Raw genomic sequence first — 23,449 nt, forward strand, 5'->3', positions numbered from 1 at the left:
CTCCTCTCGGAGGGGCAGATGAGCGACCACAAAGGGGCAGCCCTGATGCTGCCCCGCCTGCCACGCGCCAAGGAGCTGCTCGGCGACAAGGGTTACGACAGCAACCGCTTTCGCGAGGCCCTGGGCGAGCGCGGCATCGAGCCCTGCATACCCTCATCCAAGAGCCGCAAGGTGCCGCTCCCCTACGACAAGGCCCTCTACCGCCAAAGGCACCGCATCGAGAACATGTTCGGCCGCCTGAAGGACTGGCGCCGCGTCGCCATGCGCTACGACCGATGCGCCCACACCTTCATGTCCTCCATTTGCCTCGCGGTCGCCGTGCTCTTCTGGATCAATGAGTCCTGACCCTAGTTCGTGCCGCGTACGACAATTATGGGCGTTGGGCGGCGCTTCTTTGCTTATCGCCGGGACTAGGTAGGTCTTGGTTAACGAAGCGGAGAGTGCCCTGGCCGCCCAAAGTCGGTCCGATTTGCGCCCATGTCGGTCATAGTCTGGGACCGCTCTACTTCCTGAGAGCAGACATCAGTGGACATACTTCAGGAGGAAGGGAAGCTCTCCGGGTGACGCTTGCGAGGGTGCCTTGCATCAGCCCATGAACGATTGTTTATCGGGCCAATACGGCACGTGTCTTGGCCCGACGGCGCGGACGATCCACGGCCACGCGCCACTGATCAGTCGAGCGATATATTCGACTGACGCGCCACTTCGGTCCACTTCGCAAGCTCGGCTGCGATGAAGCGGCCGAACTCCTCCGGCGAGGAGACGGCCGGCTCGGCGCCGAGCTCGGCGACGCGGGACGCGATCTCCGGGCCGTCCATGGCCTGGCGCACGGCCGCGTTCAGCGTGGCGATCACCGCGGGTGGCGTGCGCGCAGGCGCCAGCAGCCCGGCCCAGCCCACTGCTTCGTAGCCCGCCCGGACGCGGCGGGACACCAGATGCTCAGCATGGATTCCGTGACGCGCCGAACCCTGCTGCTCGCCCCGCTGGCCGTTGCGGCCTATCTTCTCCGCTTCGGCGCGTCCTGGCTCCTGCTCGAGCGAATCGGTGCGGAACAGTTCAACCCACACGCCTTCGGGCTGCTTCAGTGCTGCTCCTGCTCTTGATCGGGGCGCCGACGCCGGGCCAGGTCTGGGCCTTCCTGCTGCTGCCCTTGATGGCCCACTGGCCCGTGCTGCTCTCCGCCCTCCTCTGGTCCGCGACCTGTGCCGTGCTCCGGGCCCTTGCCGTTACGCGGCCGGAGCCGGCACGATGACCCGGCCGCTCGCTGGCCTCGCCCAATTGCAAGAGCAGCATGACCGGCATTGCGGCGCGCAAGCTAAGACCTGCCGAGGGTCCTCTGTGCACGATCGCTGAGCAGTGGTCATCCCCGCCTCAAGATATGCCTCTTTATGGCGTCGAAAGTCCCCCAAACGCCGCGAGCAGGGCTAAGCCGACCTGGGCAAGTAGGGCGATGCCCTGCCTGGCGAGCAATCGCTTGGCGCCCGCGAGGCGCGGCGCCAGGGATCGCCCCGCTTTATCCTGCGGCATCAGGCCGAGCCGGCGCAGTGTCGCATCGAAGCCGACCAGGCCGGGATCGTCGGCCGTCCCAGCGATCCGGCGGAAGCACCGGGCGTCGAAACCCACGCGCAGCGCCAACCAGGTCTCGGCGAGCCCGGCCAGCAGGACCTCCGCCGGGCCGGTTGCTGATCGCCAGCCGGGGGCGAGGAGCAGCGCGGCCATCGCCCCCGCGCTAAGCCCGGCGGAGAGCAGATGGAGTGCCCGCCCTCCCTCAAGCAGATCGGCCGTCGTGGCCGCCGCGGCTCGGTCGGCGGCGGGGGAGGGGGCCTCAGCCGGCATCGTGCAGCACGACGCGGGGCCGCGCGGCGCGGATCATGGCGGCGGCCGCTCCCGCATCGGCCACCCGCCCGGTGCGCACCAGCCAGGCCGACACCGCCGCGGCGCTGCGGGCGTAGCCCAACGCGCAGCACACTAGCACGGGGCCGTGCCGGCGTGCCGCCTCGATCGCCTCGGCAGCCGCCTCCAGCGTGGCGGCGGTGGGCGGCACGAGGTCCAGGCTGGGCAGGGCGATGCGCCGGCCGCCCCAGCGCGGTAGCGGAATCTCAGCGCATAGGTCCACCACGGTTCGGAACGGCCCGGCGGTGAGGTTGCGGGCGGAGGGCAGGCGGCCCAGCCAGACCCCGTCGGCGACGTGGCACGGCTCCGGCGCACGCCGCGTCCAGAGCCGCGCGTTGAGCCGGGCGGCGAGGGTATAGGGCGAGAGGAGAAGGCGCGTCGCGAGCGGCACCGTACCATCCGCCACCTTCCCGAAGCCGGCCGCTCCCACCAGCGCGTAGTTCAGCGCCACCAGGGCGCAGGAGACGGCGGGCCAGAACAGCCATAGCCACCATCCTCCGCCCCTGGCCGCCAGTCCCGACAGAGCCAGCGAACTCGTTGCGTAGGCAACCGCCAGGACGAGGCGCCGTCGCTCGCACACGGGCCGTGCGGCCAGGGGACTGGATCCGCCCTCCGGCCAGAGCCACAGGCAGAGCAGGCCCAGCAGCGCACCGGTCGGCACGTCCACCATGTGGTGCTGGTAGGTGCTGAGCACGGAGAGGCCGATCAGCGCGAACCACAGGTGCAGCGCCAGGCGCCAGATGCGGCCCCGCACATGCCGGGCGTAAAGGTCCCACAGGATCACCAGCAGCGCGATATGCAGTGACGGGGCCTGGTTGAAGGGCTTGTCGAAGCCCCCCAGCACGTCGAAGAGGAAGCCCGGCAGCCCTGTCGTTTCAGGGCGCTCAAAGGAGAAGCGGAGCGGAAGGGCGATGAAGCACACCACGGCGACGAGCTGCGCCGTCAGCAGCCGCGCCGCGTGCCGGTCCAGCTCGGCGCGGGTGGCGGGGACGAAAAGCGAGGCGGCGTAGAAGAGGTTCACCGACCAGTAGGGGATGATCGTCCAGCCCAGGAACGGGACGTGGCGCTCCCAGTCGAACACCACGACAGGCACCTCGGCGCGGATCGATGCCAGCCAGTTCGCCAGCCCGTAGCTCGCGTAGAAGAACACGCCCAGCCCGAGCAGCCAGAGCGCGGCACGGCCCCAGGGGCGCCGCTCGGTCACGGCACGCCCGCCACGCGCTGCGCGAGCGAGACAGTGAAGATGCCCCACTCGTCGATCCGCTGCTCGATCTTGCGGAACCCGGCGGCGGCGACGAGCTGGTCGATTTCCGCCTGGGTTCGCCGGCGCATGACCCAGGCCTGGCCGCCGCGATGGCTGGTCAGGGCGCGGGCGATCATCTCGAGCTGCGGGTGCCAGGGCTGGTTCGTGTAGACGAGGCAGCCGCCCTCCGGGATGGCGGCGGAAAGCCCGCCGAGGGAGCGGCGGACGAGGTCGTTGCCGGGGAAGAGCTCGTAGAGGCCGGACACGATGCCGAGCGTCGGGCGCGGGTCGATGGCGGCGAGGCTTTCGCCGTCGAAGGCGTCGCCCTCCTCGAAGCGGGCAACGTCGCCCAGGCCTCTTTCGGCGATGAGGCGGCGGCCGGCTTCCACGTTGATCGGGCTGTAGTCGCGCAGAAGGATGGAGTCCGGAGGCACCGGCGCTCCCTCCATCGCATCGAGCACGTAGCGGCCGTGGCCGGCGGCGATGTCCAGCACCCGCACGGGCTGCCCGGCCTCGCGCAGGCGGCTCATGGCTTCGCGCAGCAGTTCCTCCGCGTTCAGCTTGCGCTGCCGGATCCCGCGCCAACCCGGGGAGTTGAGATAGGCGCGATCCATGGCGCGGCCGATCCGTCCCCGGCTGTCGGGTCGGTTGCGATACACGTAGTCCAACGTGGATCCTGAATCGAAACCGGTCTCGTGACCGAGTCGAATCCCTTGCGAGACCTGGCTGCCCAGACGCAGCCCCAGCCGCGTCGCGCCCCAGTACAAGCCGCGAGGTGACAGGGCGGGAAGAGGCGTGGCCAGCGCGTCCGCCTCGTCCCGGGTATGGCCGGCCCGGTCGGCATCGAGCAGCGAGACGGAGCTCGCCGGCTGCGCGAACCGGGCGAGGATGAAGTCGCGCACCTTCGCAACCAACGGCGCGCGGTCCCGCTCGCCGAGCGTGTCGTGGAAGAAGCCGGGCAGGACGTGACGCTCCTTCACCGGCGATCCCAGCCGCTCGAAGAAGCGGTGCTGCGGCGGCTGGCGCACGACGAAGTCCCTGCCAGAGACGAGGAGCTGCGTCGGCGCGACGATGGCGCGGGCGTCCTCCACCACGCGATCCGCGGCTTCGTACAGGCCAAGCAGCAGGTTGACGGCGATCGGGCGTGTGATCAGCGGGTCCGCCGCGAAGGAGGCGCGCCGCGCCTCGTCATGCGTCAGGAGCTGCGGCTTGACGTAGGAGTTGACCTTGAAGTTACCGCGCAGCCTCTGCAGCAGGCGCAGCCCCGGCCGTGCGAAGGGAAGGTAGAGCCGCACGTCGAAGGCCGGTGAGGCAAGGGTGAGGGAGCGTATGGGCGGCGCGTAGTCGTGCACCCAGGTCGCCGCCAGCACGGCGCCGACGCTTGCCGCCACGACGGCCAGGTCCATCACGGCGACACCGTGCGCCGCCCCGAGATGGTGGACGAAGGCATCGAGGTCGCGCACCGAGGCGGCGAAGCCCGGGCTGCTGCCGCGCTCGCCCCCGGATTCACCGTGCCCGCGTGCGTCGTGGGCAAAGATGCCGAAGTCTGGCAGGTCCAGCTCATCCGCCAGATGCGCGACGCGCCCTGAATGCTCGTGCCCGCGATGCACCAGCAGCACGGCGCCACGGCGCGCGACACCGGGTGCGGTGCGCCAGTGGCGGTAGAACAGCTCGGTGCCGTCATGGGTGCGGAAGCGGCTGCTCTCGCAGGGGCGGGCCGTGGCGTCGTCGGGGGAGGTCATCGTCATGCCGGGTTCTCCGCCAACGCGCCGCGCGCGCGCCGGACGATGGTGACAAGGAGCAGCGCCGAGAGCAGCCAGGGCAGCGGCCAGAGCCAGCCGGGCAGCCCGCCCGCCAGCCCCGCCCACAGGCCGAGCGCGCCGAAGAGGAGCGCGCGGTCGCTCTTGCCGATGGGGCCGTCGTAGCGGCGCGAGGCGCCGATCGCCGGCCCCAGCACGCCGGCGAATTCCGAGAGCGTCGAGAGCAGCACGACCGCGCCGATCTCGCCCGGCCCGAACGGAAGGAGCAAGGCGAAGGGCGCGTAGAGCGCGGCGTCCGACACCACGTCGCCGATCTCGTTCAGCAGGGCGCCGAGGCGGCTGCGCTGCCCGTGCTCCCGCGCCAGCATCCCGTCCACCGCGTTCAGGGCCATGCGCAGCAGCAGCCACGGCGCCAGCAGCACAAAGATCCCGGGGAATGTGCCCGCCTGCCAGGCGATGAGCCCCCCGAGCAGGACCGATCCGGCCGCCGCGCTGACGGTGACCTGATTGGCGGTGACGCCGGCTGCGGCGAGGCGAATGACGAGCGGGCGCAGAAGGGCCTGGAAGCGGGGCTTGAGGGCGTAGAGGGTCATGCCGTCATCCTCCTCCTGGGTGGCACCGGCCTGCTCATCGTCAGGCGGCCGGGCGGGCGAGGAGCGCCGCCTCGACGAGTGCCTGCACGCAGGGAAGGTCAGTCTTGCCGGTGCCGAGCAGCGGCAGGGCCCCGACCGGGACGACCAGTCGGGGAACGGCGATCTCCGCCACCGCCCGGCCGCGCGCAAAGGCCAGCAGCGCCTCCGCGGTGGCATCGGCCCTCGTCGTGGCGAGCACCATTGCCTCGCCCTTCCTTGGGTCCGGGATCTTCACCACGGCGTGCGAGGCATCGGGCCAGAGCGCGGCGGCCAGTTCTTCGGCCGCGACGAGGGAGACCTTCTCGCCGGCGATGTTCGCCCAGCGCTTCACGCGGCCGACGACGCGCCCGTAGCGGTCGGGGCTCACCGCCACGATGTCGCCGGTGTCGTACCAACCCCCGGCGGGCGACTGGATGATGCCGGGGCGGTCGGCCTTCAGGTAGCCGAGCATGACGTTCGGGCCGCGAACCAGGAGCTGTCCGCCCTCGGCGATGCCCGGCACCGGGTCGAGCCGCGTCTCGATGCCCGGAAGGAAGCGACCGACCGTCCCGGGGCGCGTGTGCATCGCCGTGTTGAGAGCGAGTGCCGGCGCCGTCTCGGTGGCGCCGTAGCCCTCGAGGACGCGCACGCCGAAGCGCTCGGCGTAGAGTTGCTTCGTCTCGGGGCGGACGCGCTCGGCGCCGGCGAAGACGTAGCGGATGGCATAGAAGTCGTAGGGGTGCGCGAAGCGGGCCCAGCCGTTGAGGAAGGTGTCCGTGCCGAAGGCGACCGTCGCGTCGGTGTCGTAGATCAGGGCGGGCACGATCCGGTAATGCAGCGGCGACGGATAGAAGAAGGTTCGCACCCCGTGCAGGATCGGCAGGAGGGTCCCGCCGGTCATGCCGAAAGAGTGGAACATCGGCAGCGCCGAGAAGACGCGGTCGGAGGCGGTGAAGTCCACGACCGTGGAGATCTGGGCGATGTTCGCCAGCAGCGTGCGGCTGGAGTGGACGACGCCCTTCGGCGCTCCTTCGGAGCCGCTGGTGAAGAGAATGAGCGCGGGGGCGTCGGGATCGGTGCCGCGATCGGCAAGGCGCCGGGCGAAAAGGCTTCCGACCTTCGCCCGGAGCTTGTCTTGCCAGGTCAGGCTGGCGCGCAGGTCTTCGAGCCAGAGGAGGCTGACGTGGGGCGCCATCCGCGCCACGACCTTTCCGAGCTTGGCCTTCTCGACGAAGGCGCGACTGGAGACGACGGTCGCGAGCTCCGCGCCGCGGCAGGCCGAGAGCATCGCATCGGCGCCGGCGGAGAAGTTCAGCATGGCCGGCACGCGCCTGACCGCCTGAAGCGCCATGAAGGTGACGAGGGCGGCGTTGGCGTTCGGCAGCATCAGCCCGACGGCACCGGACAGGGCACGCTCGTCGTCGGTGATTGCCGGCATGGGCCGCGGGGCGGCGCGGCGGGCAGCATCGTCGAGGGCGGCGATCTTGCGGCCGAGCGCGAGGGCGCCCACGACGATGCGGTCGTAGGAGATCGGCTGCCGCGCGATGTCCTCGGCGATGAGGGTGCGGCCGCCGTGAAGGTCGCGGGCATCCAGCAGCGCCCCGAAGATCGTCCGGTTCGTGGGCTTCGAGAGGAAGACGGCGTCGGTCATGAGGTCGCCGAGCGCAAGGCCGACCGCCTCCCGCCGCTTGCGCGGCGTCATTTCCGCCGCGCCATCCGGCCGCAGATTCGCGGCGGGGAGGATCGTGATCGAGAGCCGCGGAAACCAGCGCATCGGCAGCCGCCCTTTAAGCCGGCTGAGGCGGGTGAACTGCAGCCCCTGGATCGAGATCGGGAGAACCTTCGCGCCGGACTTGTCGGCGACGACGCCCGCGCCCTCGTAGACCTTCATGAGGGCGCCGGTCTTCGTCAGCCGCCCTTCGGGAAAGATCATGAGCTGCCGGCCGTCGTCGCGAACGGCCTCTACCATGCGCTTGATCGCGAAGGGCGAGGCGATGTCCACCTTGAAGATATTGACGGCCGCGAGGAACGGGCGCGTCCACCAGCGCTCCGCAATCGCGGTGTTCACCGCGAAGGTCGGGCTGCGCGGCAGGTAGCAGGCAATCAGGCAGGCATCCGCGAAGGAGAGGTGGTTGGAGACGATGACGAGCCGGTCCCCGGCCGCGCGGTAATTCTCCAGCCCGCGCAGGTCGACGCCGTGGAAAGTGTCGAAATAGGCCCGGAACAGGGTGCGGAGCACGTCCTGCGGCAGGATCCGCGCAATGTAGCCGGCGCCGAGGAGAGTGAGGGTGGCGGTGACGAGGAGCACGTCGGTCACCGACAGGCCGAGAGCGGCAAGGGTCGCGGCCACGCCTGCGCCCGCGACCATCGCGACGGCATTCACGATGTTGTTCGCCGCGATGGTGCTTGCCCGGCGAGCGGGGTCGGAGGTCTCCTGGATGATGGCGTAGAGCGGGACAGAGAAGACGCCGCCGCAGGCGGCCAGCCCGAAGAGGCTCAGGAGGAGGATGACGCCCCCGGGCGAGCGGAACAGGTCCATCGGTCCGTCGGCCGCTACCGGGCCAAGGGCGGCGGCGATAAGCGCGAAGGCGCCGGTGAGGAGGCCGAGTCCGGCGGCGGCGAAGGGGACGTGCCGGGGGCTCACCTCGCCCTGGAGGAGGCGGGAGCAGAGGAGCGACCCGGCCCCGACCCCTGCCGCGAAGACGACGAGGAAGAGCGTGAGCACGCCGCCCGTGCCACCGAGCGTGTCCCGCGCGACGACCGGAAGGGCGGTGATGATCGTGGCGCCCACGGTCCAGAAGCCGGAGAGGCCGAGGATAGAGAGGCGTATCGGGCGGGTGGCGAAGGCGCCCCGCACGCAATGCCAGGCCGCGCGGGCGAGATTCACCTCGACCGGGGTTCCGGGAGCCACCGCCGTCGTGGGCGGCAGCGCCAGGGCGGCGACGAGGCCGGCGGCGGCGACGGCGCCGCCGAGGGAGGCGACGAGCGTCGCGCCCGTGGGCAGGAGAATGAAGGCGCCGCCCGCGACCGTGCCGATGACGATCGCGACGAAGGTCGCGGCTTCTATGGCGCCGTTGCCGGCGATGAGCTCATCGTGCCGGAGGTGTTCCGGCAGGATCGCGTACTTCACCGGCCCGAAGAGGGCGGACTGGATGCCGAGTCCGAGGATGACGCCGAGCAGAAGGGTGACGCTCCCCGTCAGGAAGCCGAGCCCGGCGAGCAGCATCAGGCCGATCTCGAAAACCTTTAGCCTCACGATTAGAGTTCGCTTCGGCATCCGGTCCGCGAGGGAGCCGGCGGTCGCGGAGAGGAGGATGTAGGGAGCGATGAGGAGCGCCCCCGCGAGCGCGGAGAAGCCGATGCCGCCCTCGCCGAGCTGGAAGAGCGCGAGAACGACGAGCGCGTTCTTGACGAGGTTGTCGTTGAACGCCCCGCAGGCCTGGGTGACGACGAGGGGAAGAAGGCGGCGGGTCAGGATCGCCGGCCTCCCCGTTGCGCTGGTATTCTCCGTCGCGGGATTGCTCATCGGCGGGTGCTCCGAGGCTTGCGGGTTGTTCGTTCAGGGGCAGGCGCGTCGCTGCCGGCGTTGAGGGCGCCCCAAGCCATTGCGGCGATCTCCGGGGCCAGGGGCGCGAGCGGCCCGGTCAGGCGGCCGTAGAGCCGGCCGGTCGCCGGCTGTAGGACGAGGCCGATGACGGCGAGGGCGGCGAGGTCGGGGCTGCGCGGGGGGATCTCGCCGGCTGCCATGGCCCCCTCGATCAGCGCGCGGATCACCTCGATCGGGTTGGCGCCATCGCGCGGGATGCTCGCGAGGTGGTCGTGCTGCCGCAGCACAAGAAAGCGGAAGCGGTCATGGTCTTCGTCATGGAGCTTCAGCACCGTGGCGATCACCGCCAGGAGCCGCTCGTGAAAGGGGCCGGTCGCCGGCGTGGCCTCCCTGATCCGGGCCGCGTAGCCGGCGAAGCCCTCGGCGAAGAGCGTCGCGACCAGGGCGTCCTTGCTTCCGAAATGCGAGAGCGCGCCGGGGCCGGAGATGCCGCAGGCCGCGCCGATGTCGCGCATGGAGACGGCATCGACGCCGCGCTCCGCGAAGAGGCGCATGGCTGCCGCCTCGATCTGCTCGCGCTTGCTCTCGTAACGGGCCATTCAGCACCTGGAACTTACTTATCGATAGGTAAGTTACCTAGTGCGTTCGAGCCTCGTCAAGCGGAAACCCCCGGCCGGCACGCTCGCCGGCAGGGTATCCGCATGGCGGAGCCGTCGCGCCGTGATGACTGAGATATGATCCGATCGCCGCGAGGCCCGGCTTGCGTGGTGGCGCAGCACGGCGAGGACAGCTGGAAGGGGCCGCTATCCAGTTGAGTCCTGGGGGCGGGGCGTTGCGGAGAGCGCCGATGGAAGGATGCGGGTTGATTAGGGGCCGGCCAAACCCGACGGTCAGCTTGCCGGCAGCACGATGCGGATGGTGGCGCCCCGCTCCTCGCCCGAGGGGTGGGGTGGCGCGAGGCTCAGTGTCCCGCCCGCGCCCGCTACCAGGGATCGCGCAATGGCCAGTCCCAGACCCGTCCCGCCGCGCTCCCGCGCCGTCGTGAAGAACGGGTCGAAGGCGCGCGCCGCGTTCGCCGGCGAAAGGCCGGGGCCATCGTCGGCCACCAGCATCACGGCCCGGTCCGCCTCCCGCGCGATACGGATGCTGACCGCGCTGCCCGGCCCCGCATGGGCCAGGGTATTGCCCAGCAGGCTGTCCAGCACCGTCGCCACGGCCTCGGGCGCGGCGGCCGCCTCCGCCTCGCCCTCCACCGAGACGCGCAGCGCGGGCGCGCGCCGCGCCGCCGCCTCGGCCAGGGGACGGAGCATGGCCCGCCCGCCCCCCGCGGCCATGTCCGCGCGCGCGAGATCGAGCAGTCCGCGCACCAGCCGGTCCAGCCGCGCCACCCCCTCCTCGATGGTCGCGGCAAAGCGCGCCCGCTCCCCGGCCGACATGGACTCGCCGTGCTCGGACAGCAGTTCCGCCGCGCCGCGCATGGCCGCAAGGGGCGTTTTGAACTCGTGGCTGACATGGGCGGCGAGCCCTCGCACGTAGGTGGCCCGGCCCTCCAGCGTCGCCGTCATGCGAGAGATGGCGTCCGACAGCTCCGCGGCCTCGCGCACGGCGCTGCGGGGAACAGGGGGCAGCCGGGCCGTGCCGCCGCCGGCCACCTGCCGCGCGGCCCGCACCACCGCGTCGAGCGGCCGGGTGATGAGGCGTGACGCCAGCGCCGCGAGCGCCGCCACGAGCAGGAGCAGCAGAAGCCCGACTGCCGCGATCTCCGGCACCTTCCCCGTGACGGTCTGCATGACCGTGGCGGGGGTGCGGGAGAGCAGTACGATCGTGTCCACCCGCTCCCCATCCAGCACCGGCATGGCGAGGTGCACGCGAAGCCCCGCGGTCCGGCTGATGCCGTTCGGCACGTCGGTGGCGATCTTCTCCCGCCGGCGCAGCACGGCCGACGGAGTTCCGCCGCGCGCCGCCTCCACCTCCTCCAGCCCCGCCAACAACAGGCCGGTATCGGTGCCGGTGGAGGCAACCACGACGCCTTGGGGATCGAGCAGGCGCAACGCGGCGAGCGTCACCGCCTGGGTGTCGCGCAGCACGGGCAGGAGTCGCGCCGCGGCCGCGGCGACCTCGGGCACCGGGGCCGGGCCGGGGCGCGGATCGGGCGCCAGGGGCAGGACAGGGTCGCGCGCGAGATCCAGCCCCCGGCGGCGCGCCGTCTCGAGCGCGCGGGAGGTGAGGCCGTTGGCGAGGCTTTCCCCGGCGATGCCGCGGGCGGCGCGCCAGGTGCCCGCGAGCACCGCGGCCTGCGCGCGCAGCTCCGCCTCGGTCTGGCGCACCAGGGCGCTCTCGTAGAGGCGCAGGGCCCAGAAACCGGTCAGCGGCAGCGCGAGCACGACGACGTTGCTCAGCAGCAGCAGCGTCCGCAAGCGGGGCCGTCTTAGAAGCGGCGCCGTCAGTCGCACCATCAATCGCAAGGGCCCAGCCGGTATCCGAAGCCGGGCAGCGTCTCCACCGGCGCGGCGCCGAGAGGGGCAAACTTGGCGCGCAGGCGGCGGACATGGCTGTCGATGGTGCGGTCGGAGACGACGCGCTCAACCGTGTAGGCGCCGTCCATCAGCGCGTCCCGGTTCAGCACGCGGCCGGGGCGGCGCAGGAAGGTGCGGAGAAGGCCGAACTCGGTGGCGGTCAGGGTCACCTCCCGCCCGTCCCAGGTCACGCGGGCCGTGCCGGGGTCGAGCGAGAGGCGACCGTGCCGCATCACCTCGTCCGCCGCGGCCGGCGGAGCCGGCCGGACAGGGGGCACGGGCGCCCCGCGCCGCAGCACGGCGCGGACCCGCGCCACCAGCTCGCGCGGGGAGAAGGGCTTGGTCAGGTAGTCGTCGCCGCCGATTTCCAGCCCCACGATCCGATCCACCTCGTCGTCGCGGGAGGAGAGGAACAGCACGGGGATGGCGGCCGCCGCGCCACCGGAGGCGCGGAGCGCACGGCACATCTCGGTGCCGTCCATCTCCGGCAGCATCACGTCCAGCACGACTAGGTCCGGCGATGCCTCGCGCGCCGCGGCCAGGCCGGCGGCGCCGTCCGCCGCCTCCAGCGTGTCGAAGCCAGCGCGGGAGAGGGCGAAGCGGACCACCTCGCGGATCGCCGGGTCGTCGTCCACGATGAGCACGCGCGGCATGAGCCTCTCCTGAGCGGACCGGCCTGCACCGGATTTGCACGCGCCCGGCACCGGCTTTCCCCGCCCACGCCATCTGCCCGGCACGGGGGACCGCGAGGATGACGGCCTCAACCAGGAAGGCCAAGCCCGTGAGCGACATTCCCGCCTCCACGCCCCAACCCAATCCCCGCCGACCGCTTCGTCTCGGACGCGCGGGCAAGCTCGCACTCGTCGGCGGTCTGCTTCTCCTGATGCTCGTGCCGCACATGATGATCGAGGCGGTGATCGAGGAGCGCGAATCCTACCAGGAGCAGGTGCGCGAGGGCATCGCACGGAGCTGGAGCCCCGCTCAGTCGGTGATGGGTCCCCTTCTGGTAGTGCCGACCCGCGCCCCTGCGCAGCGCGCGGCTTATGAGACCGGCCCACTGCGCTGGGATCGCGGGGCCGTGGCGGTGCTGCCCGCGCAGCTGCGAGCGGAGGCGAAGCTGGCCCCGGAGCGTCGTCGTCGTGGTCTGTTCGAGGCTGTCATCTACGAGGCGGAAGTTGACCTCACCGCACGTCTCGCCGTCCCGGTGATCAATCCCGAACCAGGGACAGAGCTGCTGTGGCAGGAGGCATTCCTCGTCACCGGCGCGTCCGACCTGCGGTCCGCTGCGGCGGGAGCGCGGCTCTCGATGGATGGGCGGGAGCTAACCTCCCGAGACGTCGCGGATGCCGGCTGTGTCGGGATGGACCTGACCCGCTGGGATCTCGGCCTGGAGGGGCCGCCCGAGCCCGGCCGCGGCCTCGATCTGGCCGGAGCGCTGACCCTGCGCGGCACTTCCCGCTTCGGTCTGCTGCCGCTGGCGCGCCGGACGGAGCTGGCGGTCGCGGCGCCCTGGCCGACGCCGAGCTTCACCGGCGCCGGCTTGCCCGTTCGCTCCGACGTGACCGCGTCCGGTTTCACGGCGGAGTGGAGGGAGGGCACGGGCCAGCCGCTCGTGCGCCATCTCGGCGCCAGCTGGTGCAGCCAGCTCGCCGATGACGGCACGCAGGTCGGCGTGGACCTGCTGGAGGCGGTGCCGACCTACCGCATGGTCACGCGCGCCTCAAAATACGCGGCGATGTTCCTCGCGCTCGCTTTCCTCACCTACGTGCTGTTCGAACTGGTGGCGGGGGTGCGGATCCATCTCGTGCAGTACGGGCTGCTCGGCCTGTCAGTCGTGCTCTTCCCGCTGCTGCTGCTGGCCTTCGGCGAGCCGCTGGGCTTCGCGGTCGCCTATGTGATCAGCACGGCGGCGGTGGTGGGGCAGGCCTCCGCCTATACGGCGGCGGTGACCCGGCGGGCGGGGCTGGCCGGGCTCTTCGCCGGGGTGCTCGGCGGGCTGTTCGGCTTCCTCTATGTTGTGCTGAGCCTCGAGGCCTACGCGTTGCTGGCCGGCGCCGTCGCGCTCTTCGCCGCGCTCTCGGTCGTGATGGCGGTCACCCGCCGTGTGGATTGGTCGGAGGCGTGAGGCCCGGTTTTCCGGCCAGGGCGTCTCTGCAAAGGCTACAGCGGCTTTGGTGCAGCAACCTTGCGGATGGTGCCGTAATGAGCTCGGCTTTCGGCCGAGCAGACGGGGTGGAGTGGGCGACAGCTGGCCGCTGGACGGTACGCTGGACTGGCTCTGGCCCGCGGCGGAGCGGGCAGGGATGCCAATCGGCCTTGTCGCCGCGCGCTTCCTGCCGGAGGTCGGTGGGGTCGCGGAGCGCCATCCGGCGCTCCGCCTGCACATCGACCACATGGGCGTGCCCCAGGGCGCCACCGGTGCCGCCGCCTTCGAGCACCTGCCGCAGTTGCTGGCGCTGGCGCGGCACCCCAACATCGCCGTGAAGGTCAGCGCGGCGTCGGTCTTCGCCGAGGACGCCTTTCCCTTCCCCAGCCTCCACGAACCGATCCGCCGCATCGTTGACGCCTTCGGGCCCTAGCGAACCTTCTGGGGCACCGACGTACCCGCCTGCCTTGCTCCTGGGCACAGGGGCGGCTTCTGTTTACGGAGCACCTGCCCTGGCTCGGCGCCGGGGACAGGGAGTGGGTCATGGGGCGCGCCGTCTGCGAGTGGCTCGGCTGGCGCTTGCCGGCCCCCTGAGCGCCGGGCGCCTCCCGGTCCGGGCGCGGTGCCAAGTATCATCTCCGCGGCTTAGGGCTTTCGTCGCCGAGCAGGGCTCCCGTCTTCCGATAATGCCATCACCACGCCCCTCCTCGGTGCGCTCACCGGCATGTCGGTCCCTGGCGTGTTCTGATCTGACGCGGCTCCCGTTCGTTCATCGTCTCCGAACCCACTGCCAATGGCCAGCCAAAGTAATCTCGCTCGCGTGTGTCTTCATGAGTGACGGACCTGCCCAGTGTGCTGGACCAGAAGCTGTGCCGCGCGTTCCAGCACCGCTGCAGGCATGCCCGCCAGCTCGGCAACCTTCAGGCCGTAGGACAGACCTGATCGGCCCGGTACCACACGGTAGGAGAACACGCTCCCATGCCGCCCGGCCGACGCGTCCATTGCTCGGCACACGGCGTGCGGCATGCTCTCGGCTGCGTCCGCGAGTTCGTGAAAATGCGTCGCAAAGAGTGTGCGACACCCCACCGTGTCGTGCAGGAACTCCATGCTGGCTTGCGCGATCGATAGCCCGTCGTGGGTGGACGTCCCACGTCCCACCTCATCGAGGATCACTAAGGAGCGCGCTGTGGCCTGGGTCAATATGGCAGAGGTCTGCAGCATCTCGACCATGAAGGTCGAGTGGCCGGCCGCCAGATCATCAGCAGCACCGATTCGGCTGAAGAGCTTATCCACCACCCCGATCCGCGCTCGCTTTGCCGGCACGAAGGAGCCCACCTGGGCCATGAGCACGATGATGGCCACTTGGCGCAGAAAGGTGGACTTACCCGCCATGTTAGGGCCAGTCAGCAGCCAAAGCCGGTCGGTCTCGCCCATATGGCAGTCGTTCGGGACGAAGCTGCGCGCATCAGCCTCCAGTAGCATTTCGGCAACTGGATGTCGGCCGCTCTCGATATCAAGTTCGGTACCGTCGGAGAGTTCTGGCTCGACCCACAATCCCTCGGCGGCCGCCTGGGCCAGACCACACACGAGATCGAGAGCCGCAGCGGCATGAGCAATCCGCGTGAGGCCACTGCGAGCGGCAAGCGTCGCCGACCGCAGAGCCTCGAACACGGCTCGTTCGGCTCGTACGGCCCGCTCGGTCGCCGCCGCTTGGGCTGCGGCGAGACGGTCGAGTTCAGCCGTTGCAAAGCGGCTGGACGAGGCGAGCCCTTGTCGTAGGACAAAGCCCGGTCCCAGGGTTCTGGCCGCGGCTGCGGGTACCTCGACATGGTATCCGAGCAGGGTGTTGGCGCGGATCCGTAGCGCCTTTACACCGGTCTCCTCGACGTACTGGGCCTGCAGTGCCTCGATTCGGATGCCTTCAGCGGCAGCGTTCGACCGCGCAGCGTCCAGTTGCGGATCATAGCCCTCCGCGACAAAGCCTGCCTCGACCGTGAGGGGCGCCGGGATGAGCAGCGCCCATCGCAGTGAGGTGGCAAGTGCGGCACAGGGTCCATCGGCGGCGGCTGAAAGCTCGCGGGCGGCGGTGACCAGCCCAGGCGGCAGTTCCTGTGCGGTGTTGAGATGCGCCGCCGCAGCGGCGGCCCGCTCAAGCCCGCCATCGACGGCAGCCAGATCGCGCGGTGTTCCACGCCCAAGGGAGAGGCGGCCGCCGGCGCGGAGCATGTCCGGCATGCCAGAGAGTGCTTCCCGACAGGCAGCCCGCACCGGCGGTGCGGCGACTAAAAAGCGCACCATGGCAAGCCGGCGGCGGATCGTACCGGGGTCAGTCAGCGGAGCGCTCAGCTGGCGCAGCAGCAATCGGGCACCAGCCGCGGTGACGGTGCGATCGATCACGGCAAGCAATGATCCTTCAGCACCGGATGCTGACGTGAGCACCTCGAGCCCTCTGAGAGTAGGCGGATCGATCTCCATGGTGTCGCCAAGGGGCGCCCGCCGGGGTGTTGGCAGGGCCTCTGGCAAGTGGCCCACTGTTGCTCGGACATAGTCGAGTAGGGCACCGAGGGCCGTGACCTCCGGCGGCGAGAAGCCGCGTGTGACGTCTTGGCTGCTCTGGCCATAAGTGAGCGTGAGCAGGCTGGCAGCCTCTTCTGGCGCCAGCTTGGGCCGCGCCAGCTTGGAGAAGCGCACACCTGAGCTCCGCAGAGCCACGGCGAGCGCCTCGGAGGTGTCGGGCCAGCGGGCAACGAGGACCTCGGACGGTCCGATCCGCGCCAGAGCAGGGCCACACCCTTCCAGTGAGGCCATCGCGGAACCCGTCTCACCGGTGGACAGGTCAATCCAGGCGAACCCCACCGCCTCGCCTTCAGCAAAGGTGACGCACAGATTGTTCGGTCGCCCTTCCAGGAGAACGTCAGCATCGACCGATGTACCTGGTGTCATCAGACGAAGTGGCCGCTCCCCGTTCGGCTCACTCGGCTGCTCAGAGAGAGCAACCTTGTGGCCAGCAGCCAGAAGCCGAGCCACGGCGCCAGACGCAGCGGAGGCGGGCACCCCGCACATCGGCACATCGGCGGCATCCTTCTGACGCCGTCGGGTCAGCTGAAGGCCCAGGGCTCCGGAGACTACCGGAGCATCCTCGGCGAGCACCTCATAGAACTCGCCGACACGGTAGAGCAGCAGGTGATCCGGCGCAGCCGCCTTGGCAGCGGCGTGGGCGAGCATCATCGGGCTGGGCTGTCCAGCATTCATGAGTGTGCGCACCTGGGGTGTCCCACAGACCCGGGAAAGTATGATCCGGTCCGCATCAACCCCCGGTATCCTGCGAGTTCAGAAGGCGTCCTCCAGAGTGTCGAGATCAACGGTCTGGATCGAAAACCAGATCGGTTCAGGGCTCTTGGCCGCCGTCCGCAGGATGGGCTTTGCCGCCGACAGCAGTTCCTCAATCGAGCGGAACGGGTGTACGGCCTCCTCGCCGTCGTTGGTCCTCATCAGGAGCGCGATGCCGGCCTTCCCACCCTTGAACTTGGAGGAAGCGGCTTTGGCTTCTGGGCCGCCGACGAAGGGGCGGTCGGAGGCGGGCCGGCGGGCAGAACTTACTGCCGGTAGGGACGGTGCCTGAGGTTCAGCAGGCACTGACGTCGCCGGGAGTCGGGCAGGGGCGGTTGGCTCGGCGGAATACGCTTCGGGCTGCGTCCCCAGCAGAGCGGGGGAAGCAGCAACGGCCGGAACCTCGTCAGGAAGGGTGGGCTGGACGTCGGCCCGGACCAAGGCGGCCGACCCAGGTTCCGGTGGCAGAAGGTCGAGAACAGGAGGTGTGTCGAAGAGAGGGAGTTCGCGATCGGAGGACGGAGGCGAGGGCGGCGCAGCGGTGGCCGGCGCTGCAGACACCACCAGAGAGGGCTCACTTGGCTTGGCGAGCGATGGCGCGTCGATCGGCTGATTGTTGGCTGCCGTGTCCTCGCGCCGAAGCTTGGTGAGGATCGCATAGATGTTCGCGGGGGTGCAGCCGTAGGAGGCAGCGACTGCGGCAACCTTCTCTTGGCCGAGGTCGACCCGCTCTCGGATCCGGGCATGCTCTTCGCGAGGTATTCTGGCCATGTGGTCCTTCCGGCCTGGTGAGGCATCACGAACAAACAGGGAACCTTTATGCCATACAGCTACATGATTCGCCAAATTCAAATTTGACAATCCCGTCGAAACTCAACTCGGCGGGGGAGGTGCCCACGCTGATGGCCTTCGGCAGGCCTCTCAACGCCAGCCGGTTTCGCCTATCGCAGCTGTTGCAACCAAGTTAAAATGTCCTGATGTTCTGCAAAGCAGAAAGGTCGCCATCCGGCGTAGCCGTGCTCGACGATCGCCGAGCGGAGCAGATGGCGTCATGCGTCGCGTCATACGGCGCTCCCTTGGGCAGCGGCTCGATCCAGCGGCTCGGTGCGCCTGCCGGGTGAACCCGGCGGTCTCCCTCGCTTCCTGCCGTTCTTCTGGTAGCCCATCTTCTCGCTGTTGCTCTTCACCCGTGGCAGCGGCATCAGCGCCTGTGCACCTTGAATATAGCCGAGGACCTCGCTCAGCCGCTTGTTCTCCACAACGGCTGCATGGGTAACCCGCTGGTCTTTGTCGAAGACGGTGTAGGGTAGGGAGATCCCTTTCCATCGTACTTCCAACCTCCCGTCGGCGAAGGCGTAGGTGTCGACATACTGTCCGGCCAATCCGCGCGTCACGTCGGTCTCGCGCAGCATGACCCGCTTGCGCTCGTAGGACAGTGCCAGCTGGCCACTCACGTAGCGTTGCTCTCGCCAGCACAGGATGTCACGCAGCCGTTCCGGAGCCAGGTTCAGCGGCCGGTGGAGATCGCTGGGCAGGGCAGGGCTGATGGCAAAGTGCGTGTTAAAGCGCTCCATAAAGCCGACCAGGAAAGCATCGCCGGCCGCGATATCGCTGATCCCGGCCAACCGCATTTCCTTGACCAGCCGGTCCTGCAGCGTCCGGTTAACCCGCTCAACCCGCCCCTTGGCTTGGCTCGAGTTGGCACAAAGGATCTCGATGTTCAGCTCTGACAAGGCACGGCCGAACTGCGTCATGCCCTGGCCGCCCTTGGCTTCCGGTCGAGTTACACGAAAGACGGAGTGCTTGTCTGAGTACAAAGCAATCGGGCGTCCATGCGCATCCAGGTAGCCCTGCAGCGCCCCGAAGTAGGAGAAGGCGCTCTCGCTCGCCGCAAAACACAGCTGCATCAGCCGCCCGGTGACATCGTCGATGAAGACCAGGAGAGTGCAAGGACCAGCACGATCCTCGAGCCAGCGGTGCTCGCTACCATCCACCTGAACCAACTCGCCGCAGCGCTCGCGCCGAAGCCGCGGCGGATGAAACTGCCGGCGTTGCTTGCGCGAAAGCCACAATCCAGCACCGGCCATCCAGTGGCGCAACGTCTCCCGGGAGACCTTCAGCCCATGACGCTCCGTCAGCATCTCCGCTGCCAGCGTCGGCCCGAAATCTCGGTACCGATTCCGGATCAGGGCCAGCACTTGTTCACGAACGCGATCACCGAGCCGGTTGTTCGCAGGACGCCCACGCGCCTGGTGCGTTATGGCACTAGCGCCGCCCTGGCGAAAGCGCCGCAGCAAACGGTGAGCCTGCCGGGTGCTGAGTTCCAGCATTGCCGCAGCGGAGGTCAGGCTGCGTGTACCACCCAGCACCTCCGCCAGAACCTCGACCCGGTGCAGTTCTCGCTCGCTCATCGTCACCCAGACCACTGCCAACCTCCCAGCGAAGGCTCACCTGGGGGAGGCTGACATTTTTGCTTTGCTCAGAGGTGACACTTTAGCTTTGCGCCTACACCGGCCAAGCGCGTAATATATCTTATGTAAAAAGGTCACCGGAACTTACTGGGAATACAGTGGCTTACGAGCACCGCCAGTCAGCCGCATGTCGATGACGGGCCATCCGGGGTTTCAGCGGCAGCCCTCTACACCTACGGTGCATCCTAACTTCCCTCCAGGAAGGTCCGGAGTTGCTTGGCGCGCGCCGGGTGCTGCAGCTTGCGCAGCGCTTTTGCCTCGATCTGGCGGATGCGCTCGCGGGTCACGCTGAACTGCTGGCCAACCTCCTCGAGGGTGTGATCCGAGTTCATGCCGATCCCGAACCGCATCCGCAGCACCCGCTCCTCGCGCGGCGTCAGACCGGACAGCGCCTTGCTTGCCGCGTCCCGCAGGCCGGCCTGGACCGCCACGTCCAGCGGCATGACGGCGTTCTCGTCCCGGATGAAGTCGCCGAGGTGGCTGTCCTCCTCGTCCCCAATCGGCGTCTCCAGGCTGATCGGCTCCCGGGCGATCTTCTGGGCCTTGACCACCTTGTCCTCCGGCAGGCCCATCTTGGTGGCCAACTCCACCGGCGTCGGCTCCCGCCCGAGTTCGTGCATCATCTGCCGCGACGTACGGTTCAGCTTGTTGACCGTCTCCGTCATGTGCACCGGCACGCGGATCGTCCGAGCCTGATCGGCGATGGCTCGGGTGACAGACTGGCGGATCCACCAAGTGGCGTAGGTCGAGAACTTGAAGCCGCGGCGGTACTCGAACTTGTCCACTGCCTTCATCAGGCCGATATTGCCCTCCTGAACCAGGTCGAGCAGCTGCAGCCCGCGATTGGTGTACTTCTTGGCGATCGAGATCACGAGGCGCAGGTTCGCCTCCGTCATCTCCTTTTTGGCCCGGTTCATGTCGCGCTCGCCTCGTGCCACGACTGCCTGAACGCGCCGGACCTCCGGGATCGGTAGTCCTGCTTCCTCCGCGATGGCGTAGATGGCGCCGCGTGCTTGCTCAAGTTCTGCGGCGTACCGCGTTGTAAGGACGGCCCAGCCCTTTCCCTTCCGGGAAGCAAGGCTCGTCATCCAATCTGCTGACCCGGCGGAGGCTTGATAGGTGGCGAGGGACTCGTCACGCTTCACGCCGGCCGTCTCGGCAATGCGGAGCAGCCGCCCCTCCGCCCCCGTGAGGCGCTTGTTGACCTCGCGCAGGCGCTCCACGAGCTCGGCTATACGTGCTTCGTGCAGGTGTATTCCGCCAACGAGTCCTACCAACTCGGCGCGAAGCCCGGCGAATTTCGTCTCTGCTGCCTTCGACAGGGTCTTGCCCTCGGCATAGGCCGCCACGCGGCGTGCCTGCAGCTCGCGGAGTGCCTCAGCTGCGGCATCGAGGGCCTCGAAGGCAGCCATTGCCTCCGGCCTGACCTGCTGCTCAAGTACGGACGGCGGGACCATTCCGCCTCCATCGGCCGCCTCGCCTGTATCCTCGTCCCCCTGCTCGGGGCCATCGTCGGCAGGCCCCTCCCCTGCGTTTGCTGTCGCTCCGAGGTCCAGCACGTCTCGCAGGAGCATGCTCCCGTCCTGAACCGCCCGGTACCAGCCCAGGATCGCATCCAGCACCAGGGGGGCCTCGCAGAGCCCCTCGATCATCATGCCCCGCCCGGCCTCGATGCGCTTGGCGATGGCAATCTCGCCCTCGCGGCTGAGCAGCATCACCGCGCCCATGTCGCGCAGGTACATGCGGACCGGGTCTACGTTGCGGCTGGCGTCCTCACCGACGTTGCCGGTGGTCTCCTCCTCGGCGCCGGTAGCGGCCGCCTTCTCCTCACCCGCCTCTGCTTCGCTTTCATCGTCCTCGGCAACCTCGACGCCCATGACAGATAGCACGGCCAGGGCATCCTCGATGCGGTCCGAGGAAAGCTGGTCGGATGGCAGGGCCGCAGACACCTCGGCAGGCGTGACATGGCCGCGGCTCCGCGCCAACCCGATCAGGTGCCGAAGCGCTCCATGCTCCGCCTCGGGCAACGACGAAAGTAGAGCCAGCTGCCGCCTGTCCAGCACCACCTCACCACCTGCCCCCACGTCGCCGCCCTCCCCGCCTGCTTCTACGATCATCCCGGTCCTCAATCGCACCCTTCAGGGGCCCGGAAATGCGAGAGCAGATGTGGGAAGAGCCGGTCGTGCCCGGTAGAGCCGTGCCGACCGGCGGCACGGAGGCGGCATGGCTTGGCAAGGCGCCGCACGAAGGGCAGATTCGAAAGGCAGCTGCAATCCTCTCACCTTCCTCAAAGGGTCTGAGCGTGTCGAAAAAGTTCCTCACCGACGTTATCCAACAGTCGACGGAGATGACAGGCGTCGCTTCCGGGCAGCTAGCCGCTGACCTCATTGCCGCCATCAAGGAGGAGATCATCGAGAACGGCCGCTTCTCGCTGCCGGACTTCGGCACCTTCACCGTGCGCGAGACCGCCAAGCGCACGGCACTCAACCCGCGCACGGGCGAGAAGGTGCAGGTCAAGGCCGGTGCCACCGTCAAGTTCAAGGCCAGCCCCGCGCTCAAGGAGGCCGCCTTCGCGGGCGCTAAAAAGGCCAAGCGCAAAGCCGCTAAGAGCAAGGCGGGCTGAGAGGATCGCCGGACCTTCCAGGCAGTCGCTAAGCAGGCGAGGGGTGTGCCTCTGTCGGAAGCTGTCCCGGCCTCATTCTGGCGCACAGCTTACGGCGGCTTGGGTGAGGAACGTTGAGGCGGGCCGGCGGGACAGGTGGGTGCCTCAGGCACGAACACATCGGCCAGCAGCGGCGATAAAACCTAGGCGCATCCGCCGCTCAGAGGGCGAGCGCCGCGGCGAAACTTTCCCTCAAGGCTTCTGCAACCTGCCCCTGATCAGCCGCTGGCAAGCGCCCGATCGACTCAGCATCACCGGCCTCGATGGTAGCGATCTTGGCAGTTCGTACGACCGAGGCCGCTGGCAACCCCGCCTCGGTCAGGTCAGAGACAAGCACATCACCCGGCCAGCCCCGGTTCTCTGCACTGGTTACCATCAGCACCCAAAGCAGCGCGGGTGCTCCTGATCCTTGTGGAAGCGCCACCACCAAAGCAGGGCGGCGCTGCTGCACGGGACGGTTGGTGTATGGAAACGGGACCTTCACCAGGTCCCAGACCTCAAAGGTCCGCATAGGCCTTGGTGTCGGCTGAACCACTCCACTCGGAGAAAGCGCGGAACGGATCATCCCCCGTCGCCTCCGGCCGGGCGCGGGTCAGTACCACCCGCCCCTCCTCAATGACGTAGGCGATCTCATCACCCTCTCGCAGGCGCAGGGCTGCGCGCACAGGCTGAGGAATGGTCGTCTGCGCTTTGCTGGTGAGGCGGCTCGTGATCATACAGCAACACGTAAGGAATATCCTTACTGGGATCAAGAGACTCGTCTCAGCCTTCGATGGGGACGAGCAATCGGCCCAGCCGTTGGTGCTCAGAGAAGCGTTCGTTCGCTGGTAGGGTATGTACCAGGAGTGGCGCCGGCGTTCTTGGCCGGATCGCCACTGGACACGAGAACCTTGCTGAATCAGACTCTTCTGGTGCCTATTCCGCTTTTCCTCCGGTCGTGATCTCGCGTCCTCTCCGCTCGCATCAGCAGCGCCTCGCGGGCGTGATTGAGGCGATTGCCACGAACCAGACCGGGGCACGTGACATCCTCGCCGCGGTCACCCCGGGCGGTGGCAAGTCGCTGTTGCCGGTGATCGCGGCAAGCCGCCTGATTGCCGCAGGCGTCGTTGACCGCATCTGCTGGGTCGTGCCACGCGACAGCCTTCGGCTCCAGGCCGAGGAAGCCTTCGCCGACCCCTATTGGCGTGAGGCGCTGCGCCACAGCCTGTCGGTGCGCGCCGCCGATAACACTCCCGATCCGAGCCGGGGGCTCGCCGGCTACATCACCACC

The 23,449-nt window shown here is 69.0% G+C and carries 22 protein-coding genes; 7 read left to right on the top strand and 15 right to left on the bottom strand.

Annotated features, from left to right (window positions below):
* Window positions 1-345, top strand: a 345-nt coding sequence (locus tag BO39_RS25565; protein WP_052402693.1) for an IS5/IS1182 family transposase, incomplete at its 5' end; no start/stop codon positions are given.
* 326 nt (window positions 346-671) lie between these two features.
* Here BO39_RS25565 and BO39_RS33765 read toward each other — a convergent pair.
* On the bottom strand, window positions 672-932 hold the full coding sequence (locus BO39_RS33765; protein ID WP_043839074.1) for a tripartite tricarboxylate transporter substrate-binding protein: 261 nt from the start codon (window positions 930-932) through the stop codon (window positions 672-674).
* 21 nt (window positions 933-953) lie between these two features.
* On the opposite strand from BO39_RS33765, the gene BO39_RS33770 reads away from it, so the two are divergent.
* Window positions 954-1,103 carry a hypothetical protein gene (locus BO39_RS33770; protein ID WP_169742836.1) on the top strand — a complete coding sequence of 50 codons (150 nt, stop codon included), beginning with the start codon at window positions 954-956 and terminating at the stop codon, window positions 1,101-1,103.
* On the top strand, window positions 1,085-1,252 hold the full coding sequence (locus BO39_RS33050; RefSeq protein ID WP_156963921.1) for a hypothetical protein: 168 nt from the start codon (window positions 1,085-1,087) through the stop codon (window positions 1,250-1,252). Before BO39_RS33770 ends, BO39_RS33050 begins: the two co-directional genes overlap by 19 nt.
* A 134-nt stretch (window positions 1,253-1,386) precedes the next feature.
* On the opposite strand, the gene BO39_RS30455 is transcribed toward BO39_RS33050, so the two are convergent.
* From BO39_RS30455 to BO39_RS25610, 8 genes are all read right to left on the bottom strand, one after another.
* Window positions 1,387-1,719 (bottom strand): hypothetical protein, encoded by a 333-nt coding sequence (locus tag BO39_RS30455; protein WP_156963922.1) that lies wholly within the window; start codon window positions 1,717-1,719, stop codon window positions 1,387-1,389.
* A 106-nt stretch (window positions 1,720-1,825) separates the two neighbouring features.
* Window positions 1,826-3,097 carry a phosphatase PAP2/dual specificity phosphatase family protein gene (locus tag BO39_RS25580; protein WP_043839077.1) on the bottom strand — a complete coding sequence of 424 codons (1,272 nt, stop codon included), beginning with the start codon at window positions 3,095-3,097 and terminating at the stop codon, window positions 1,826-1,828.
* Window positions 3,094-4,884 carry a bifunctional alpha/beta hydrolase/class I SAM-dependent methyltransferase gene (locus tag BO39_RS25585; protein WP_043839079.1) on the bottom strand — a complete coding sequence of 597 codons (1,791 nt, stop codon included), beginning with the start codon at window positions 4,882-4,884 and terminating at the stop codon, window positions 3,094-3,096. The genes BO39_RS25580 and BO39_RS25585 overlap by 4 nt, the downstream gene beginning before the upstream one ends.
* Window positions 4,881-5,489: a CDP-alcohol phosphatidyltransferase family protein gene (locus BO39_RS25590; RefSeq protein ID WP_043839081.1), complete on the bottom strand. Its 609-nt coding sequence runs from the start codon at window positions 5,487-5,489 to the stop codon at window positions 4,881-4,883. The genes BO39_RS25585 and BO39_RS25590 overlap by 4 nt, the downstream gene beginning before the upstream one ends.
* A gap of 40 nt (window positions 5,490-5,529) precedes the next feature.
* Window positions 5,530-9,033: an acyl-[ACP]--phospholipid O-acyltransferase gene (locus tag BO39_RS25595; protein ID WP_052402697.1), complete on the bottom strand. Its 3,504-nt coding sequence runs from the start codon at window positions 9,031-9,033 to the stop codon at window positions 5,530-5,532.
* On the bottom strand, window positions 9,030-9,653 hold the full coding sequence (locus BO39_RS25600; protein WP_043839083.1) for a TetR/AcrR family transcriptional regulator: 624 nt from the start codon (window positions 9,651-9,653) through the stop codon (window positions 9,030-9,032). Before BO39_RS25600 ends, BO39_RS25595 begins: the two co-directional genes overlap by 4 nt.
* A 291-nt stretch (window positions 9,654-9,944) precedes the next feature.
* The gene (locus BO39_RS25605; RefSeq protein ID WP_052402699.1) at window positions 9,945-11,471 is read right to left on the bottom strand and encodes a sensor histidine kinase; all 1,527 of its coding nucleotides are present in this window, start codon (window positions 11,469-11,471) and stop codon (window positions 9,945-9,947) included.
* A gap of 38 nt (window positions 11,472-11,509) precedes the next feature.
* On the bottom strand, window positions 11,510-12,223 hold the full coding sequence (locus tag BO39_RS25610) for a response regulator transcription factor (RefSeq protein WP_043839088.1): 714 nt from the start codon (window positions 12,221-12,223) through the stop codon (window positions 11,510-11,512).
* A gap of 128 nt (window positions 12,224-12,351) precedes the next feature.
* Here BO39_RS25610 and creD point away from each other — a divergent pair, with 128 nt between their 5' ends.
* Window positions 12,352-13,695, top strand: a complete 1,344-nt coding sequence (gene creD / locus BO39_RS30460; protein WP_052402701.1) for a cell envelope integrity protein CreD — start codon at window positions 12,352-12,354, stop codon at window positions 13,693-13,695.
* 49 nt (window positions 13,696-13,744) lie between these two features.
* Window positions 13,745-14,149: an amidohydrolase family protein gene (locus BO39_RS25620; protein WP_281175628.1), complete on the top strand. Its 405-nt coding sequence runs from the start codon at window positions 13,745-13,747 to the stop codon at window positions 14,147-14,149.
* Window positions 14,150-14,544: 395 nt separating this feature from the next.
* Here BO39_RS25620 and mutS read toward each other — a convergent pair whose 3' ends face one another.
* From mutS to rpoD, 4 genes are all read right to left on the bottom strand, one after another.
* Window positions 14,545-16,944 carry a DNA mismatch repair protein MutS gene (mutS, locus tag BO39_RS25625; protein ID WP_052402704.1) on the bottom strand — a complete coding sequence of 800 codons (2,400 nt, stop codon included), beginning with the start codon at window positions 16,942-16,944 and terminating at the stop codon, window positions 14,545-14,547.
* Between the two features lie 102 nt (window positions 16,945-17,046).
* Window positions 17,047-17,817: a hypothetical protein gene (locus BO39_RS33055; protein WP_156963923.1), complete on the bottom strand. Its 771-nt coding sequence runs from the start codon at window positions 17,815-17,817 to the stop codon at window positions 17,047-17,049.
* Between the two features lie 290 nt (window positions 17,818-18,107).
* Complete coding sequence (locus BO39_RS25630; RefSeq protein ID WP_043839106.1) at window positions 18,108-19,457, bottom strand: ISNCY family transposase; 1,350 nt, start codon at window positions 19,455-19,457, stop codon at window positions 18,108-18,110.
* Window positions 19,458-19,702: 245 nt separating this feature from the next.
* Window positions 19,703-21,634 (bottom strand): RNA polymerase sigma factor RpoD, encoded by a 1,932-nt coding sequence (gene rpoD, locus BO39_RS25635; RefSeq protein ID WP_084698511.1) that lies wholly within the window; start codon window positions 21,632-21,634, stop codon window positions 19,703-19,705.
* Window positions 21,635-21,819: 185 nt separating this feature from the next.
* On the opposite strand from rpoD, the gene BO39_RS25640 reads away from it, so the two are divergent.
* Window positions 21,820-22,140 carry an HU family DNA-binding protein gene (locus BO39_RS25640; RefSeq protein WP_043839108.1) on the top strand — a complete coding sequence of 107 codons (321 nt, stop codon included), beginning with the start codon at window positions 21,820-21,822 and terminating at the stop codon, window positions 22,138-22,140.
* A 199-nt stretch (window positions 22,141-22,339) separates the two neighbouring features.
* Here BO39_RS25640 and BO39_RS25645 read toward each other — a convergent pair whose 3' ends face one another.
* Entirely contained in the window at window positions 22,340-22,690 is a 351-nt protein-coding gene (locus BO39_RS25645; RefSeq protein WP_043839093.1) for a type II toxin-antitoxin system PemK/MazF family toxin, read from the bottom strand.
* The gene (locus tag BO39_RS25650) at window positions 22,677-22,895 is read right to left on the bottom strand and encodes a type II toxin-antitoxin system PrlF family antitoxin (RefSeq protein ID WP_043839094.1); all 219 of its coding nucleotides are present in this window, start codon (window positions 22,893-22,895) and stop codon (window positions 22,677-22,679) included. The genes BO39_RS25645 and BO39_RS25650 overlap by 14 nt, the downstream gene beginning before the upstream one ends.
* A gap of 221 nt (window positions 22,896-23,116) precedes the next feature.
* Between BO39_RS25650 and BO39_RS25655 the strand changes: the two genes are divergently transcribed.
* Window positions 23,117-23,449: DEAD/DEAH box helicase family protein (locus BO39_RS25655; protein ID WP_043839095.1), on the top strand; the 333-nt coding region annotated here is incomplete at its 3' end.

This window comes from Roseomonas aerilata DSM 19363 (genome assembly GCF_000711725.1).
GTDB lineage: Bacteria > Pseudomonadota > Alphaproteobacteria > Acetobacterales > Acetobacteraceae > Roseomonas > Roseomonas aerilata.